Raw genomic sequence first — 17,100 nt, forward strand, 5'->3', positions numbered from 1 at the left:
TCCCCAAATTAGGTGCGAGCTAACTTATACCCCTCGACATAGACCTGAAGCATATTCATTCCCTCCCACAAGGCCTGCCACCCTGGCAGGCCATCGCTTTTTCGGTTCATATGTCCTCCCAACCTTCCCAATGCCAAAATGACGTCCTGCACAGTCTTCAGTTGCCGTTTCAAAACCTTGCTCAGCACCTGAAGTTCGACGGCACTCAACCCAGCGCTCTGAGCTGGATCATTTGGGCGTTCTCGTGAATCCTCGCGTAGCGCGAGTAACCTTGTGGCCACCACACTCATCATCGAAATCATGGCTTTGAGACGCTGACCCGCTTCCAACTGGAGCCGCTCTGCTCCCAGGCCCGTCTTCAACCCTTTATGAAACTCTTCCACCAGCCAACGGGCCTGGTACTGAAGCGCCACTTCGTGCGCTTCCTCAAAGGTCTCAATGTCGGCATCCGTGAGCAGCATCCATTCCAACGGTTCTTTCACGTCATCCGAAGGCTTTTCTGCCACACGAACAATGCTGACCCGTATCCCTTCCTGACGAGGTTTACCTTGACCACCCGCCATTGGTGTCGGCCAAAGGTACGCACGAACAACACTCACTTCAACGTGTGCAGCACGTGCTTTCTGACCTTTTCTCCCTCGAAGGTCTATGGTGTAACTTCCAAGCGGCGAGGCAGCCCTGGCTGCCTCAAAGACATGCCCAATGCACTCCCGTGTGCGGGCATTCGGATCAAGAAGCCGCCGGTTTTGGGCTGCCCTGACAACGAAACCCTGTCCTTGAGCGATGACGCCACGCATAAAGACCTCAATATCTGCCCCTCTGTCACAGACTCTGACCCATCGAACGTCTTGGTCGTCCGGCCCTTTTCCGATGCGTTCAGTTGCTCTTGTCCACAACGCACTTTCCTTGTTTTCCCGCTGGCGTCGCTCAGCGTCGCTCTCTGACGCTGTGGGTGCGGGTTGCCGGAGGTAATACTCCTGATCGAGTATGCCCAGAACCTGAACGGGAAGCCGTTGCCCACTTTGCTGATGGGGTTTTTGCCATTTCACAGCAAGTGTCGTGTGGAGGGTAAACCCCTGCCGAACCGGGGATCTGAGATCCCCGGTCCGCCCAAGGCCGGGAGTCTCCTGATGTCGTGACCAGATGAATTCGCTGCTGTCTTCAAGCAGCAAGAAGGTTCCTGCCTGCCCCAGTGCTGCGCGTACATGGTTGCGGTGAGGTGTTTGAAGGCGCTCAGGGGTTGCCTCCTTGCGTGACATGAAGGTATACGCCGCTTTGACATCTGCTCTACGGTCAAAAAGCTTGGGGATGGACTTCCCGGATCGGGAAGCCATCCCCTGCGCAATGCGTACTGCTCGTTGATTTCTACGCCGATCTCCAAGATCCACAGCACCAAAGTGCTTCAGTGCCCATTGCTCTGCCTGTAGCGGGTGAAAGGTCGTCACCTACATAGACTGCCTCAATTTGGGGAATGACAAGCACAGCGGGAAGGGGCCTGTTTCTTCTTGTCCGCTTACTGTAGGCAGCTCACCATCCGAATGCCGGTCGGGCTGAGGGTCGCGAAGGTGAAATATTGCCGGGAGGAGTCGGGGGCTTTGGCCCAGACCCAGACGCGGTTCTGGTTGTAGCGCACCTCGTAGGTGAAGTGGTTTTTGCGTGCACTCTGGTCGAAACCTTCCAGCAACTGACGGTACAGAGTGTCCCGCGCCGTCCTCAGCTCGCTCGGTGACACCTTGCGGCCGAAAGGCTCGGTGTCCAGGCCGTATTCGCCATTGCTCAGGCACGGGCGGCCCGTGTACTGGCGGGCGAGCTGGTTGGTCTCGGTCTTGACCGCCGGAGTCACCGAAGCCGCCGAAGCGAACGTTCCAGCACCCAGCAGAACAACAGTCAGCATCTTCAGTGGCTTCATGGCCCTACTGTAAACACAAACGGGGCCTGAACGGGTATGGGGTTTTCTTCAGTATTTTCTCCGGAAGCGGCGCCTACAATGCCCCCCGTGAGAATTGCTGTGCTGGCCGATATCCACGGAAACGCCGACGCCCTGCGGGCCGTGCTGAAAGACGCGGCAGAGCAGGGCGCCGAGCGGCTGATCGTCAACGGGGACGTGGTCAACCGGGGGCCGGATTCGGTGCAGGTGATGGAAGAACTGCTCGCCCGCGACGACACGTCGTTTGTCCTGGGCAACCACGACGACTTGCTGCGGCTGTGGCACACGCGCAGCGACAAATTGCCGCAGGACTGGTACGACGACCCCTTCTGGGGCGCGACGGCCTGGAGCACCGAGCAACTGCACGCGGCGGGGCTGCTGGACGTACCGGGAGACTGGCCGCTGACCGCGCGGCTGAGCGCGCCCGGCCTGCCCGACGTCCTACTCGCGCACGGCACCCCCGACGACTACCGCCGGGGCCTAAGCGAACGCACCGACCCCGCGCTGGTTCGCCGCATCGCCGACGAGTCGGGCGCGGGCGTGCTGGTGGGCTCGCACATTCACCGCCAAGCTGACGCGCTGGTGGGCGACGTGCGGGTGCTGAACACCGGGGCCGTCGGTTCCTCGGCGGACGGCGACCCCCGCGCACAGTACCTGCTGCTCACGGCAACGCCGCGAGGCTGGGACGTGCAACTGCGCCGCGTGCCCTATGACCGCAGCGGCGTGCTGCGGCGCTTCGAGACGAGCGGCCTGCTGCAAACGGCCCTGAGCGCCCAGATTTTCCGCGATGAACTGCTCACCGCCCGCAGCCTCTACACGCCCTACTGGGAATGGACCGAGGGACAGGGGGAAGCGAGGACGGCGGAGAGTTGGCAGCGCTTCAGGGGGGCAGAGGGTTGAGGGCTGGGGGCCAGCAGACATCCCCCTTTTCCCTTAGCCCTCAGCCTTCAGCAATCGCAGCAGCAACAGCGGCACCCCGGCCCGCACGCCGAGGACAGGAGCCGCCCCGCGCACCAGCAGGGTGACGACCACGCCCGAACGCGGCGAAAAGCCCAGCGCCGTGCGGGTGCCGCGTGCAATTCCGTCGTGCCAGACGGCGGCACCCGAGTGAAACCACCCCGGCGCGGCCCCGGTGTACAGCGGCGGCAATCCGGCAACAGGCCGCGCATCCTGCCAGTGCCTTCCCACTTCTGCGCTCAGGTGCGCCTCGCCAAAGCGCAGCAACTCTGCCGCCGTCCCGAACAGCCCACCCGCGCCCGCGAGCTGGGCAAAGCCCGTCACCTCCCGCCCACCGAGCAGGCCATACGGCGTCACGACCTCCCGCACCGGGGTCAGGGCCACGTCCGGCAGGCCGAGGGGCAGGATGACGTGCCTTCGCAGCGCCCGTTCATAGCCCGCCGCCGACACGTCCTCGCCCGCCGCGTGTGCCAGTCCCAGCGCCAGCACCCCCGCGCCGAGGTTGGAATAGGCGAAAGGAAACCCGCCGCGTTGGGGGGGACGCGCCCAGCGCCGCGCACTCGCCAGCACGTCGGCGGGCGACATGCCGCCGTAGGGGTCGGCAAAGCGGGTGAAGGTGGTCAGCGCCGTCCGCGCCGGGTGGGGGGGCAGTCCCGCCGTGTGGGTCGCCAGCGCGGAGGGCGTCAGCGTCCGGGGCAAGCGCCGCAGCGGGCCGCCCAACGCGGCGAGGGGAACGTCCCACTCCAGCCATCCTTCCCGCACCAGCGCCGACGCGAGGGCCGCCGTAAACGGCTTGGTCACGCTCGCCAGTTCAAAGACGCCGCTTTCCGGCACCCCGCCCAGCGCCATCAGCCGCCGTTCGCCCCCCCGTGAAACGCCCAGCACGCCCCCACGCCGGAACGTCTGCCGAAGCAGCGGTGCCAAAGCGCGGGCTTCCGCCTCGCTGAGGTTCAGCAGGGCGCGGAGGGGCGGGGGAAAAGGGGCAGGGGAAAAGAGCATAGGGGGAAGAGGAGAGAGGGAAAGGACGAAGGTCAAGCCTACTGTGTGCGCGGAGGCGTCGGCTCAGCCTAAGCAAAGCCTTCTGCCATCAGCCATCCGCCATCCGCCTTCAGCTCTCCGCCCTCACCGTCCTCGCCTCCCGCAGCATCTCCGAGAGGCGACTCAGCGCCCGGCTGTACTTCTTGGCGTAGCCGCCGTGCCGGTAGATGTCGTCGAACAGCGTTTCCAGCGGGGCACCTGTGAAGGCCGCGTGCAGGCCGAGGTCGTACACCTTGTCCACGAAATGCACGAAGCGCAGCGCGGCCCCCTGTTCGGGCATCGGCTGCAGGTTCGTGACCGCCACGCCGCGCACCTGCTCCAGCACGCGGGCAAAGCGGCTGGGATGCACGCTCAGCAGGGCGCGGTTCAGCTGCTCATGGGTCAGCACGGCGGTGGTCTGCGGGTCCTGGCGTGAGAGCCACGCGGCAAATTCGGCCTCGCTGAGCGGCTGGGCGGCGTCGGTGCCGCGCTGGCGGTAGTCGGGGCCGTCCACCCGGTGCGGCTCGAAGCGGTCGGCGATGCCCTGAATCTGGCGGGCGAAATCCTCGGCGTTGAAGCGGCCCGCGCCGAGTGCGCCGGGTTCGGTGTTGGAGGTCGCCACCACGCTCACGCCCCCCGGCATCAGCCCGCCCAGGAAGGTGTTCGCCATGTGGGTGTTGCCGGGGTCGTCGAGTTCAAATTCGTCGATCAGCAGCAGTTTGTGGTGGCGAAAAGTTTCGATGGCCTGCGGCATTCCCAGGGCGCCGATGAGGTACATCAAATCCTGAAACGACATGAACGCCACGTCTCCGCCTGCGCCAGCCGCGTGGTAGGCACTCGCCAGCAGGTGCGTCTTGCCCACGCCGAACCCACCGTCGAGGTACAACCCGCGCCCTTCCGGTGCCCTGCGCTTGAACGGCCAGAAACCACCGCCCCCGCTTGGCCTCCCCGCCTGCGCCACGAAGTCTTCCAGCAGAGCGCGGGCCTGGGCCTGACTGGGAAACTGCGGGTTGGGGCGGTAATTCTCGAAGCGCACGTCCTGAAAGCGGGCGCCGGGCGTCAGGTGCGTAATCAGGTCGGCAGGCGAACCCTCGGGCGGGTGGGCGAACGGGTCGGCGTAGAGCGGCGGGGTCACGGGGAAGATTGTAGGGGGTGCGGCTCCAGACAAAACGCCACCCGTGAAGCTTCCCTGAGCGCGTTTCCCATGCCCACCCGCTAGCCTCTCCCCCATGCGCGTCTACATCGGCTGCGGCGGCTACACCAACGAGGACTGGACGGCTCCGGGCCTGATTTACGAAGGGGTCAAAAAAGACGCCTTTCTCGAAACCTACGCCGAACACTTCGACGCCGTAGAACTCAATTCGTCCTTCTACGCGATTCCCGGTCTCAAGGCGTTCGAGGGCATGGTGCGCAAATCGGGCGGGCGGGTGCGCTTCGCCGTCAAGCTCAACAAGGTCTTTACCCACGAACGCGCCCCTGGCGACACCGACTTTGACCGGATGTTGCAAAGCCCCGAGCCTCTGCGCGAGGCGGGCGTAATGGGGCCGTATCTGGCGCAGTTTCCCTACTCGTTTCACCGCACGGCGGCCAACCGCAAGTATCTGGCGATGCTCACCGAACGCTTTGCCGGGCACGAACTGGCGGTGGAACTGCGGCACGCCAGCTGGGACAAGCCCGAGGTGCGCGAGGGCATGGGCGAATTCGGCGTCATCTGGGTCAGCCCCGATTACCCACCCGTCGGTGGAATGCCCGAGCCGCAGGTGCATGTCACGGGCGACGTGGGCTACCTGCGGCTGCACGGGCGCAACCGGGAAACGTGGTGGGAAGGCCAGAGTGCCAGCGAGCGCCACGACTACCTCTACAACCGCGCCGAAATGGACGAATGGGCCGAGAAAATTGCAGCAGTGGCGGGAGAGTTGTCTGAGCTTTACGTCTATTTCCAGAACACGACTAAGGGACATGCCCTCCACAACATCCCCATGCTCCGCGAGGCGCTGAATGCGCGGGGCGTACCCGTGCGGGCGCCGGAGCCGCAAGGTGGGGGGCGGCTGCTGTAAGGAGCAGATGGCGGAAGGCAAAAAGCAAAGACAGGCCGAAGCATGTCGCTCCGACCTGTCCTTTTTAGCCCCACTATTTGGTGTATTCCACCAGTTCGACATTGGTGCCAGCGGCGGTGGTCTTAACCATGCCCACCCCTTCGGCCAGCCACGCCGTGCTCGTGACAGTGGGTTGTTTTTGCTGCTTGCCGTTCATGGTCATGGTGCTGTGCATTACGATTTGAACCTTCAGGGCGTCGAAGGTACCCGCCTTGACCTTGACCTTTTCACGGCCCACGACCTTAGACGTCGTGTCCATGACGGTCCTCACGCTCTGGCCCTGGACATTGCCCTGCATGGTGACGCCACTGGTCCAGGTGCTGCCGACTTTCAGGTTGGGCGGGTAGCTGACGCCGCGCACTTCCTTCACCTGCATCCCTGTTCCAGACATCGAAGCCACGTTGACGATGCCCTTGCTGGTGCATTTCACCGTAGACGACGCGCCCGGCATGATGCTGTTGGTGTACGTATAGCTGCTGGGCGTGACCTTGACCACCGTTTCGGTGTAGCTCATGGTCTTGCCGTTGACCGCTGTCTGGTAGGTGCGGCTTAGCCCCTCCTTGACCGGGTTGTAGGGCGACGAACAAGCGGCCTGGGCGCTGCTCAGGGCCAGCAGGCCGGCCACAGCGGTGCCCAGCAGCGCAGCCGGGCGGCTTAGCGGAGTTCCTTTCAAGGTCAGCATCAGCGTTTCCTCCTGACAGAACAAGTGGACTTCCCCGACAACAAGTTGAAGCTACTCCTGAAAATCAGGATGCCCAGCGAATGTCTATCCGGAGGACGGCTGGGCTTGATCTTTTCTTTATACGGATTCCGATTGAATCCAGCAGATTTCTGGATTCAATCCGACTGAAAGGAGTAGGAAAAGATACGGATTTCGCGATATGGATGCACAGGCGGCGCTTTCCCGACTGTGCAGGAATTAAGCGGAATCCGTATTACACCTCGCCTGGGGGCAAACCAAAAAGAACAAGCCAAAAAGAAGAAGCGAGAGCTGTTGCTCTGGCTCCTTCCATTCGGCGGGCGGGTCAGCGCCGCTTTTCCCAAGCGCTTGTCAGCATCCCGTTTATTTCGTTCTCTATGTCCGGGACGCTCTTTATTCCCACTCCCTCCGGCCCGGTTGCCCAGCGATGAAACAACTGGGCAACCGGAATGCCTATTACTTGCGGTCCTGCATCTCCACATAGTGCGCGTCCGTCGCGCCGGTGTACACAGCGTCAGGGCGCAGCAGGCGGTTGTCGCGGGAATATTCGATGACGCTGGCGCACCAGCCGCTGATGCGGGCCAGGGCGAAGATGGGGGTGAAGTATTCCTTCTTGATGCCCAGGTCGCTGTAGACGGTGCCGCTGTAGAAGTCCACGTTGGGGTAGATGCCCTTGGCGCCGATGCGGTCCACGATGATCTTCTCGATGGTTTCGAGAATCTGGTAGTAGTCGCTCTTGCCTTCTTTGTTGGCGACGACTTCGGCGTAGTCACGCAGCACGCGCGAGCGGGGGTCGAAGTTCTTGTAGACGCGGTGCCCCACGCCCATGATCTTTTCCTTGTTGTCGAGCTTCTTCGTGATGTACGCCTCGGCCTTGTCCACCGTGCCGATTTCGTCGAGCATGTCCATCACGGCTTCGTTGGCCCCGCCGTGCAGCGGTCCCTTGAGCGCACCGATGGCGCTGACCATGCAGGAGTACATGTCGCTGAGGGTGGAGCTGGTGGCGATGGCGGTGAAGGTGCTGGCGTTCATGCCGTGGTCGGCGTGCAGCACGAGGGCGATGTCGAACAGACGGGCCTGCTCGGCGGTCGGCTCCTTGCCGGTGAGCATGTACAGGTAGTTGCCCGCGTGGGTCAGGTCGGCGCGGGGGGGCACGATGTCCTGGCCTTCCTGGGCGCGGTTGATGGCCGCGATGATGGTCGAGAACTGGGCAATCAGGCGAATGCTGATGGCGCGGCGGGCTTCGGGGGTGACGTCTTCGGCCTGAGCGTCGAGCAGACCCAGGTACGACACGGCGGTGCGCAGCGCCTGCATGGGGTGAACACCCTTGGGCATGTCGCGGATGAGCTGCACGAGCTGGTCGGGAATGGCGCGGTTGGCCTTGAGGTCGGCGTCGAAGCGGGCGAGTTCCTCGGCGGTGGGCAGTTCGCCGTCGAGCAGGGCGAGGCTGAGTTCTTCGAAGGTGCTCTTTTCGGCCCACTCCTGAATCGGAATGCCGAGGTGGGTCAGGATGCCTTCGGAACCGTTGATGAACGTCAGTTTGCTCTCGGTAAAGAGAACGCCTTCAAGCCCTTTGGCAATGTTGGACATAGTGAAGCAAGGATAACACCTGCCTTTCCACAGCGGCGACGCAATCGCCACTTGCAAACGTCCCTGGGGGGGTGACAAGGCCCTGAAGAAATGGAAGGCGCCCTGAACCCGGCGCTTCCTCGCCTTTGCTTTAGAGCATTTGACAAAAAGACGTTGCGTCTTTTTGGCGAGCGGACTGGGACAGCTCGCAGAGAGCGAGTGCAAAACACTGAGCAGGGCAGAGAATGGAGTGATGCGGGGTGCCGTTCCGCGCATCACGTAATTCGGAGAACTGCTCTAATGGCCCCGATGACCCTCTCCCCCGTCGCTCTGGCCCCCAGCACTCTTGCCCCTGTCGCTCTGGCTCTGGACACCGCCACCCCCTTCCTGACGCTGGCCCTGAGCTGGCCGGGCGGCGAACTGGAACGCGCGGAGGAAGTCGGGCGGGCAAGTGCCGAGCGGCTGGCCGACGAAGTTCGCGCCCTGTTCGGGGAAGCGGGGCTGCCGTTTCAGGCCCGGACCATCGTCATCGGCACCGGCCCCGGCTCCTATACCGGCGTGCGCGTCGGGGCGAGCTACGCGCTGGGGCTGGCCCGCGTGTGGGGCGCCGAGGTGCGCGGCGTGTCCACCCTGGAAAGCCTGGTGCGCGGCGAGGGTCGGCAGGCCGTGAGCCTCGACGCCCGCAAAGGCAACGTCTACAGCGCGGTCTACGAGGTCAGCGGCGGCACCGTGACGGCCACCGTGCAGCCCGTCGCCCGCCGCGCCCTGGCTGACTTTGAAGCCGAAACGGGTGACCTTCCCCACTGGCGCGACCCGGCGCCGAGCGGCCTGTCGCTGTTGCGAGCGGGGCTGTCGCACGGAGAAACGCAGTGGGCGCTGGCCTATCTGTAATACGGATTCCGCTTAATTCCTGCACAGTCGGGAAAGCGCCGCCTGTGCATCCATATCGCAGAATCCGTATTTTTTCCTACTCGCATCCGCTCTGCTGCGCAGCTTTGCAAGTCGGATTGAATCTGAAACGACCAGATTCAATCGGAATCCGTATAAGGCAGGTTTCGTAACAGGGCGAGACGGCTAAAAACACTGTCCTTCCCACTCTCCGCCCTCAACCCCTGACCCTCAACCAAAAAATCCCGCCTGCCCCTGGGGAGCAAGCGGGAGGGTGAGCGGCACAGGCCGCTGTGGGGGCTTATTCGCCCTGGGCTTCGGTGCTGGCTTCGGGCGCGGCGCTGATGACGGTCACGTCGGCCTGGGCAGCGGCGGCCTGGCTGGCCTTGTCCTGCTGGGCGCGGGCAGCGTCCTTCATCACGCGGCTGCGGTCGCTCTTGATGCGGGCGGCCTTGCCGCGCAGGTCGCGCAGGTAGTACAGCTTGGCGCGGCGGACCTTGCCGCGTTCGATGACCGTCACCTGGTTGACCAGGGGGCTGGCGTAGGGGAACACGCGCTCCACGCCTTCACCGAAGGAAATCTTGCGCACGGTAAAGCTCTTGCGGCTGCCCGAGCCGTTGATGGCGATGACGACACCTTCAAAGGCCTGGCTGCGGGTGCGGTTGCCTTCGCGCACCTTGGTGTCCACGCGCACGGTGTCGCCGGGGCGGAAGTCGGGCAGCTCGCGGGTGTGGTCCTTCTCGATGCCGCGCAGCAGTTCGCCGCGGTTGATCTTGATGTGGGTCTGCATGTCTCTACTCCTCCGGGCAGCGGACCGCCTCCCATCTCCCGCTCTTCACGGGCAGAAGCGTTCTTACTCCTTTACAGGCTCGCGCTGCACGCTGGCAGGCGAACCGGGCCGGAGAAGTATAGGGGGCCGGAGGCGACCGATGCAAGCCGAGTGTCAGTCCGTCAGCCCTGAGCCGACACGCCTTCATGCACGGCGGCGCGGGACTGGGGCCAGCTCAGCAGCGCCAGAATGGCCGAAAAGGCGATCATGCTCAGCACCGGAATGGTAAGGGTGCGGTTCAGGGCGTCCTGCCCCTTGCCCCAGACTTCCCAGGGGGTGTTGCACGCCGCGCCAGCGTTGATGGTGCAGGCCTTGATGGTCGGCACGATGCCCCAGGTTTCGAGGTTCTGAAACACGGCGAAGCCCAGCCCCAGTACGGCCAGCGGCAATACGTAGCGCCGCACACCGTGGTCCCCGACAAAGGCCGCAATCCCCAGCATCACAGCCAGCGGATACATGAAGATGCGCTGCGCCCAGCACAGGATGCAGGGGTTGAACTGCCGGACCTCGCTGAAATACAGGCTGCCGATGGTGGCGACGAGGGCCACCAGCCAGGCCAGGTACAACCGGGTGTCGCGGCTCATGGCCTCCCCTCCCGGCTCACGGCTTGAGCGCTTCGTCGATGGCCGCCGAGATTTCCTTGACGTAATCGCTCTGGACATTCACGCGCTTGCCGTTGACGAAGACGGTGGGGGTGCCGGTCACGCCCGCCTTCAGGGCTTCTTGCTTGTCGGCCTCGACCTGCGCGGCGGTTTCGTCGTTGTCGAGGCAGGCGGCGAACTTGGCCTGGTCGATGTCGAGGCTGCCTGCGAGTTCCTTGAGGCGCGACTTGGTGGCCCAGATTTCGCTTTCAGGACCCTGGGCGCGGAAGATGATTTCCTTGTAGGTGTTGAACGCGTCGTTCTTGCCCTGGGCGTAGACGCAGCGGGCGGCCTGGGCCGCGTACTTGCTGTCGTTTTCAGGCAGGCTGTCGGACAGGAAGGGGTAGACCAGCGAGTACATCTTGGCCTTGCCCGTGCCCACGTACTTGGTGCGCAGCTCGGTGGCGGCGCCTTCCTCGAAGGTCTTGCAGTTGGGGCACTTGAAGTCCTCGACCACCAGCACGTTCACCGGCGCACTCGCCTGGCCTGCATACGGCAGGTTGGCGTAGGTAAAGGTCTGCGCCTCGCCCGTGGTCGCTCCCTTGCCGCGCACGGCGAACAGGGCGAGAGCGATCAGCGCGGCGGCGATCAGGGTGCCGATGATCAGGACGCTGCGGTTCTGATTGTTTCCGGAAAGTCGGGTCATGCTGCCCCACAGTCTACCGGCTTCGCGGCGCCTGCATTCGGGGCCGCCTGTCCCCGCTCCCCCTCCCCCCCCTTGCCGGGCGGCACTCACGGCCTACAGGCTTCCATTTCCCCGCCGCCTTGCTATGCTGCCCCAAGCATGGATGCCAAAGTGATTGTCGTCACGTCGGGGAAGGGGGGCGTGGGCAAAACCACGACCACCGCCAACATCGGCGCGGCCCTGGCCCGACTGGGTGAAAAAGTCGTTGTGATCGACGTGGACGTGGGTCTGCGGAACCTGGACGTGGTGATGGGTCTGGAGTCGCGCGTGGTCTTTGACCTGGTGGACGTGCTGGAAGGCAAATGCCGCATGAATCAGGCACTGATCCGCGACAAGCGGGTGGAAAACCTGCACCTGCTGCCCGCCTCGCAGACCCGCGACAAGGACGCCCTGGACCCCGAAGTGTTCAAGGAAGTCGTCAAGGGCCTGCTGGAAGAAGAGGGCTTCGACCGCGTGCTGATCGACTCGCCCGCCGGGATCGAGTCGGGTTTCCGCACCGCCGCCGCGCCTGCCGAGGGTGCGCTGGTGGTCGTGAACCCCGAGGTCTCGTCGGTGCGTGACGCCGACCGCATCATCGGGCTGCTCGAAGCGCAGCAGATTACCGAAATCCGGCTGGTCGTCAACCGCCTGCGCCCCAAGATGGTGGCGAGCGGCAACATGCTCTCCATCGACGACATGGTGGACATCCTGGGGGTCAAGCCCATCGGCATCGTTCCCGAGGACGAGGGCATCATCGTTTCGACCAACGTGGGTGAACCGGCGGTGCTGGGCAAGACCAAGGCCGGAGACGCCTTCATGGCGACCGCGCAGCGCATCCAGGGTCAGGACGTGCCCTTTCCCAAGCTGACCGAGGAAGAAAAAGGCATCTGGGCCGCCATCCGTCGGCTGTTCGGAGGTGGATGATGTTCGGTTGGTTCAGGGGCCGCCGCTCCAAGGAAACACTCAAGGACCGCCTGGAACTCGTTCTGGCCTATGACCGGGCCAAGATCGCGCCCGGCAAGGTCGAGGCGCTGCGCAACGACCTGCTGGAAGTCGTGCAGAAGTATTTCCCCTCGGGCAATTCCAAGGTCGAGGTCGAGCAGGACGGCGACAAGGTCGTGCTGATGGCGAGCATCTCCATCGAGGAAGCGGCGCTCAGTACCGAGGAAGACGCCCCCAAGGAAGACAAGCCGGGCACCTGAGCTTTTTTCCTTCATCAAACCCCACCCTGCTGGCGCGGCGGTGGGGTTTTTGCTGCTGTGCAGGGCCACCCCGCCGCTCCTGCATGAACTCCGTAAGAGGCGACGTGACAAGCTCGGGGGTGAAGGCCAGTTCAGGTCAGGTCACTGTCCCGCAAGCTGCACGCTCTGCCTGCCCTGGCCCCCCAGTGCTGGCCCACCTCCGGCGACCGGCTGTGTTTCGCTGCTGGCCGCCTCATCCCCACCTGTCTGTCCCACCTATACGCCCCATCTTCCCGAGGTCGATTTCATGTCTGCTGCCCCAACCGATGCCCAGTCCGTGCTGCCCATTGCCCTGCGTGACCTGATCCGGCTTCATGCGCCGCAGGCCACCCTGCTGGCCGCCATCGGGCAGCGGATCCTGAACATCCAGGCCGAGGGCACGCCCACCGAAGAAGCGCAACTGGTGCCGCCCGACGACTGGCTCGAGCGCGGCGACCTCGCCTGGATCACGCGCGACGGTGCCCTGCTGGGCCTGCTGTGGTCGGAAGGTGCGCCCGTGCCCGAAGGCGCGGTGCAGGTGCTCACGCTGCTGCTCTCGGCGGCCAGTGCCGAGGGCGCCAACCGTGAGGCCGACATGCTCATCACCCAGCTGCCCGCCGCGACGGCGTGGCTGAGCGCCGAACTGGAGTTCCGGCAGGTCAGCCGCACCTTTCTGGAACTGTTCGGGCTGAGCGGGCCGGAGGTGCTGGGCCGCACGGTCCACGAGGTCTTCGCCGACCACCCGACGCTCGCGCAGCACCTCGCCAGCGCGGCGGCGGGCCGGGCGGCAGAACTGGGGGACGAGCGGCTGCCGCCCGTGCCCGGTGTGCGGGGAGAACGCTGGGTGCGCGGGTCGGCGCGGCCCTATTTCGGCGGCGCGGCGGCGGGCGTGCTGTGGACCGTGCAGGACGTGAGTGCCGAATGCGCCCAGCAGTCACAGGTGGCGACCCTGCTGGGCACCGACCTGCCGCTGGCGCTGCTCGGGCCGGGAGGCACGGTGCGCGGCGCGAGCCGGGGCCTGCGCCAGCTGCTCGGCGAACCGGAAGACGGGGCAGACGCGGCTGCCCAGCGGCCCCTGCACGAGTGGCCCTGCTGGGCACCCGCAGGCGCCCGGCTGCTGCAGGACCTGATTCAGAACGCCGAAGCGGGCCAGCCCAGCCCGGCACCCAGCGAGGTGGCGCTGGCGCGGGGCGGACATCTGGCGCTGGTGGTGCGCCCCAGCGACACCGAGCCGGGGCTGCTGCTGGCCGAGGGCGCCCGGCCCGCCACGCTGAGCGAGGAAAACGGCGCGGCCCGCCTGCTGCACCTGAGCGGCGCCGCCACCATCCTGCTCGATTCGCGGGGGCGGGTGCAGCTCATCAGCGAGCAGGCGGCGCGGCTGCTGGGATTCGACTCCCAGGGCGCCCAGGGCACCGAGCTGACCGGCCTGCCGCTGCCGCGCCTGCAACAGCAGCTCGGCATCAAGTTGCACACCCCGCAGGGCGACCCGCTGACCCTGCCTTCACTCCCGGACCTGCCGCTCCCCTACAGCGGCGAGGTGCTGGCGCTGCTGCCTGGCGGCCTGACCCGTCACCTGGAAGTCACCCTGTCGGCCCTGCCGGGGGCGCACGCCGGGGCCGGTTCCTCGCGCAAGGCGGCGCCTGAACTGCTGCTCTCGCTGCGCGACGTGACCACACTGCGCCGCGCCCAGGCCAAGCTGCGCCACGACGTTTCACACGACGCCCTGACCGGCCTGCTCAACCGCAGCGGGCTGCGCTCGGCACTAGGCAAGGTTGCGGCGCAGGCGGGCGGGATGGTGGCCTGCCTCGACATCGACGGGTTCGGGGGCCTCAACGCCGCGCTCAGCCGCACGGCGGGCGACCTGCTGCTGATTCAGGTGGCGGCGCGGCTCAACGACCTCGCCACGCTGGAGGGCGGGCAGGCGGCGCGGCTGGCCGACGACACCTTCGCCGTGTTCCTGCCCCACCTCGGGGCCGCCGTGGGGGGACAGAAACTTCAGGCGGCGCTGCGCGAACCGCTGCGGGCCGGACGCCGACTGGTGCCGGTGACCTTTTCGCTGGGGGCCGCGCCGCTGCCCGCGTCCCCCGAACACGCCCTGGCCGACGCCGAAGTCGCCCTGCAACACGCCCGGCGCCGGGGACGCGGGCAACTGACGGTGTTCGAGCCGGGCCTGCGCGCCGAGGAAGCCCAGACCTTCGAACTCGAAGACCAGTTGCGGGCGGTCATCGAGGGCGGGCGGCAACACGAACAGTTCTCGCTGCTCTACCAGCCGGCGGTCAGCCTCAAGGACGGGCGGGTGCTGGGCGCCGAGGCCCTGCTGCGCTGGACCCACCCCGAACTGGGCAACGTCTCGCCCGCCCGGTTTCTGCCGCTGGCCCAGCGCAGCGACCTGATCACCGCCATCGGGGAGTGGGTGGTGCGCGAGGCGGTCCAGGGCCGGGCGCAGCTGCGCGAAGCCACCGAACAGCACGACTGGCGCACCAGCGTCAACCTCAGTCTGGAAGAATTGCGGCGCGAAGGGGCCATCGAGCGCCTGCTGCCACTGATTACCCGCCCGAGTGCGCTGGATATCGAGGTGAGTGCCAGCAGCCTGCTCGACCACAGCGAGCAAACCCTGGGCCTGCTCAACGCCCTGCGCTCACGCGGCGCCCGGCTGATCGTGGACGACTTCGGAGACGGCGCCAGCAGCCTGACCGCGCTGACGCAGTTTCCGCTCTACGGCCTCAAGCTGCACCCCACGCTGACCACCCAGCTGCCGGGCGACCCCAAGTCGCTCAAGCTGGTGCAGGGCACGGTCAGCCTCGCCCACAGCCTGGGCCTGTCGGTCACGGCGGTGGGGGTCGAAACCTACGCCCAGCTCGACGTGCTGCGCGACCTGGGCTGCGACGCCGCGCAGGGCTACGCGCTGACCCCGCCGCTGAGCGTGGGCGACCTGGTGACGTGGGTGCGCGGGCGCTGACCCGGAGGCACGGAAAAGGCGGGCGCTGACGCCGTGCGCCTCATACGGATTCCGCTTAATTCCTGCACAGTCGGGAAAGCGCCGCCTGTGCATCCATATCGCGTAACCCGTATTTTTTCCTACTCGCATCCGCTCGGATTGAATCTGAAACGACCAGATTCAATCGGAATCCGTATCAGGCAGAGGAGGGCTGCTTTTCCCCCAGCACCTGCAGCAGCCGCGTTTCGATTTCCTGCACGCTGCGGCGCACGGCGTCCCCGTTCTCCAGCCCCGTCGCGTGGACATACATGCGGTCCTGCTCGGGTGCAAAGCCCAGCGTGACGGTGCCCGGCATCAGGCCCGTCAGCGCGGTGAGCAGGGTCAGTGCCCCCTCGCCGCGCAGCCGCAGCGGAACGGCGACGATCATCTGGTTGAGCGGCGGGTGGGGACGCAGCGCCAGACGCGCCATCTGCACGTTGGCCCGCACCAGTTCGGCCACGAAGTAGGCGACCAGCCGCAGCGCCCCGCCCACCGAGCGGACATAGGCCCGGCTGCCCAGCGCCCGGTGAAAGACGGTCATGACCCCGAAGCCCAGCCCGAAGCCGATGCTCAGGCTGCGCAGGTTGACCTCGCCCAGAAACAGCGCCCAGACCAGCGCCAGAATCAGGTTGAGGGCAAGGCCGTTCACCGGCACAGGCTAGCACCCGGACCTTTCGTCCTAGAGCATTTGACAAAAAGACGCAACGTCTTTTTGGCGAGCGGACTGGGACAGCTCGCAGAGAGCGAGTGCAAAACACTGAGCAGGGCGGACTTGCAAAGCTCTGCGGGGCAGCTCTGCGAGTCCGCAGGAGAGAATGGAGTGATGCGGGGTGCCGTTACGCGCATCACGTAATTCGGAGAACTGCTCTAGACTCCTGCACATGTTGCTCTACGGAAGAAACCCGGTGCTCGAAGCCCTGCCCGCCGGACGGGTGTCCGAGGTGGTGCTCGCCCGTGGGGTCGAGGACGCTTTCGCCCGGCAGGTGCAGGACCTCGCCCGCGAGGCAGGCGTGCGGGTGCGCTGGCTGCCGCGCATCGAACTCGACCAGCTCGTGGGAACCACGCAGCATCAGGGCGTGGTGGCCGAGGTCGAGGAGCTGGCGTGGGCGACGGTGGACGACATCCTCGACCGCGCCGAGGCCAGCGGCGAGCCGCTGCTGATGGTGCTGCTCGACGGCGTGACCGACCCGCGCAACTTCGGCGCGATCATCCGCTCGGCGGAGGTGCTCGGGGCGCACGGCGTGGTCGTGGAGGAGCGGCGCTCGGCCCCCCTCTCGCCGGTGGTCGCCAAAACCGCCGCCGGGGCCACCGCCTACCTGCCCGTCGCCCAGACGAAGAACCTGCCCCGGCTCATCGACCAGCTCAAGGCCGACGGCGTGTGGGTCTACGGCGCGGCGGGCGAAGCGGCGCAGGACGTGACTCTCACCGACTTTTCCGGCAAGGCGGCGCTGGTCATCGGGGCCGAGGGCGAAGGAATGCGGCGGCTGGTGCGCGAGAAATGCGACGTGCTGGTCAGTATCCCGGTGCGCGGACAGGTCCAGAGCCTCAACGCCTCGGTGGCGGCGGGCATCCTGCTGCATGAGATGACGCGGGGCCGGGGCAAGAAGTGAGCCAT

Annotated in this window: 17 protein-coding genes; 7 read left to right on the top strand and 10 right to left on the bottom strand. The window is 65.7% G+C overall.

Annotated features, from left to right (window positions below; genetic code table 11):
• Positions 1-8 precede the first annotated feature (8 nt).
• Positions 9-1,445, bottom strand: coding sequence for an IS4 family transposase (locus G6R31_RS08250; RefSeq protein WP_081608361.1), 1,437 nt, complete (start codon positions 1,443-1,445; stop codon positions 9-11).
• Between the two features lie 68 nt (positions 1,446-1,513).
• On the bottom strand, positions 1,514-1,909 hold the full coding sequence (locus G6R31_RS08255) for a hypothetical protein (RefSeq protein ID WP_029732896.1): 396 nt from the start codon (positions 1,907-1,909) through the stop codon (positions 1,514-1,516).
• A gap of 78 nt (positions 1,910-1,987) precedes the next feature.
• Here G6R31_RS08255 and G6R31_RS08260 point away from each other — a divergent pair, with 78 nt between their 5' ends.
• Positions 1,988-2,827, top strand: a complete 840-nt coding sequence (locus tag G6R31_RS08260; RefSeq protein ID WP_029732895.1) for a metallophosphoesterase family protein — start codon at positions 1,988-1,990, stop codon at positions 2,825-2,827.
• Positions 2,828-2,860: 33 nt separating this feature from the next.
• Here the strand turns inward: G6R31_RS08260 and G6R31_RS08265 are convergent, their stop codons facing one another.
• Both G6R31_RS08265 and zapE read right to left on the bottom strand, forming a co-directional pair.
• Complete coding sequence (locus tag G6R31_RS08265) at positions 2,861-3,883, bottom strand: serine hydrolase domain-containing protein (RefSeq protein ID WP_017870687.1); 1,023 nt, start codon at positions 3,881-3,883, stop codon at positions 2,861-2,863.
• A 109-nt stretch (positions 3,884-3,992) separates the two neighbouring features.
• Positions 3,993-5,036, bottom strand: coding sequence for a cell division protein ZapE (gene zapE / locus G6R31_RS08270; RefSeq protein ID WP_017870686.1), 1,044 nt, complete (start codon positions 5,034-5,036; stop codon positions 3,993-3,995).
• 94 nt (positions 5,037-5,130) lie between these two features.
• Here zapE and G6R31_RS08275 point away from each other — a divergent pair, with 94 nt between their 5' ends.
• The gene (locus G6R31_RS08275) at positions 5,131-5,958 is read left to right on the top strand and encodes a DUF72 domain-containing protein (protein WP_017870685.1); all 828 of its coding nucleotides are present in this window, start codon (positions 5,131-5,133) and stop codon (positions 5,956-5,958) included.
• Positions 5,959-6,031: 73 nt separating this feature from the next.
• On the opposite strand, the gene G6R31_RS08280 is transcribed toward G6R31_RS08275, so the two are convergent.
• Together G6R31_RS08280 and G6R31_RS08285 are read right to left on the bottom strand one after the other, a co-directional pair.
• Positions 6,032-6,679, bottom strand: coding sequence for a TapB family protein (locus G6R31_RS08280; RefSeq protein ID WP_017870684.1), 648 nt, complete (start codon positions 6,677-6,679; stop codon positions 6,032-6,034).
• Positions 6,680-7,153: 474 nt separating this feature from the next.
• Complete coding sequence (locus G6R31_RS08285) at positions 7,154-8,287, bottom strand: citrate/2-methylcitrate synthase (RefSeq protein ID WP_017870683.1); 1,134 nt, start codon at positions 8,285-8,287, stop codon at positions 7,154-7,156.
• A 279-nt stretch (positions 8,288-8,566) separates the two neighbouring features.
• Between G6R31_RS08285 and tsaB the strand changes: the two genes are divergently transcribed.
• Positions 8,567-9,157 carry a tRNA (adenosine(37)-N6)-threonylcarbamoyltransferase complex dimerization subunit type 1 TsaB gene (tsaB, locus tag G6R31_RS08290; protein ID WP_017870682.1) on the top strand — a complete coding sequence of 197 codons (591 nt, stop codon included), beginning with the start codon at positions 8,567-8,569 and terminating at the stop codon, positions 9,155-9,157.
• 298 nt (positions 9,158-9,455) lie between these two features.
• Here tsaB and rplS read toward each other — a convergent pair whose 3' ends face one another.
• The 3 genes from rplS to G6R31_RS08305 form a co-directional block, all read right to left on the bottom strand.
• A complete protein-coding gene (rplS, locus tag G6R31_RS08295) occupies positions 9,456-9,944 on the bottom strand; it encodes a 50S ribosomal protein L19 (protein ID WP_017870681.1) in 489 nt (162 codons plus the stop codon).
• A 161-nt stretch (positions 9,945-10,105) separates the two neighbouring features.
• Positions 10,106-10,567 (bottom strand): disulfide bond formation protein B, encoded by a 462-nt coding sequence (locus tag G6R31_RS08300; protein WP_017870680.1) that lies wholly within the window; start codon positions 10,565-10,567, stop codon positions 10,106-10,108.
• A 16-nt stretch (positions 10,568-10,583) separates the two neighbouring features.
• Positions 10,584-11,270, bottom strand: coding sequence for a DsbA family protein (locus tag G6R31_RS08305; RefSeq protein ID WP_017870679.1), 687 nt, complete (start codon positions 11,268-11,270; stop codon positions 10,584-10,586).
• A 138-nt stretch (positions 11,271-11,408) separates the two neighbouring features.
• Here G6R31_RS08305 and minD point away from each other — a divergent pair, with 138 nt between their 5' ends.
• The 3 genes from minD to G6R31_RS08320 all read left to right on the top strand — a co-directional run bounded on the left by minD (position 11,409) and on the right by G6R31_RS08320 (position 15,467).
• The gene (minD, locus tag G6R31_RS08310) at positions 11,409-12,212 is read left to right on the top strand and encodes a septum site-determining protein MinD (protein WP_017870678.1); all 804 of its coding nucleotides are present in this window, start codon (positions 11,409-11,411) and stop codon (positions 12,210-12,212) included.
• Positions 12,212-12,490, top strand: coding sequence for a cell division topological specificity factor MinE (minE, locus tag G6R31_RS08315; RefSeq protein ID WP_017870677.1), 279 nt, complete (start codon positions 12,212-12,214; stop codon positions 12,488-12,490). The genes minD and minE overlap by 1 nt, the downstream gene beginning before the upstream one ends.
• 286 nt (positions 12,491-12,776) lie before the next feature.
• Positions 12,777-15,467 carry a sensor domain-containing protein gene (locus G6R31_RS08320; protein WP_152423641.1) on the top strand — a complete coding sequence of 897 codons (2,691 nt, stop codon included), beginning with the start codon at positions 12,777-12,779 and terminating at the stop codon, positions 15,465-15,467.
• Between the two features lie 175 nt (positions 15,468-15,642).
• Here the strand turns inward: G6R31_RS08320 and G6R31_RS08325 are convergent, their stop codons facing one another.
• On the bottom strand, positions 15,643-16,134 hold the full coding sequence (locus G6R31_RS08325) for a Na+/H+ antiporter subunit E (RefSeq protein ID WP_025566838.1): 492 nt from the start codon (positions 16,132-16,134) through the stop codon (positions 15,643-15,645).
• 232 nt (positions 16,135-16,366) lie between these two features.
• Between G6R31_RS08325 and rlmB the strand changes: the two genes are divergently transcribed.
• Entirely contained in the window at positions 16,367-17,095 is a 729-nt protein-coding gene (gene rlmB / locus G6R31_RS08330; RefSeq protein ID WP_017870674.1) for a 23S rRNA (guanosine(2251)-2'-O)-methyltransferase RlmB, read from the top strand.
• The last annotated feature ends 5 nt before the right edge of the window (positions 17,096-17,100 follow it).

The organism is Deinococcus wulumuqiensis R12 (genome assembly GCF_011067105.1).
GTDB classification, from domain to species: Bacteria; Deinococcota; Deinococci; order Deinococcales; family Deinococcaceae; genus Deinococcus; species Deinococcus wulumuqiensis.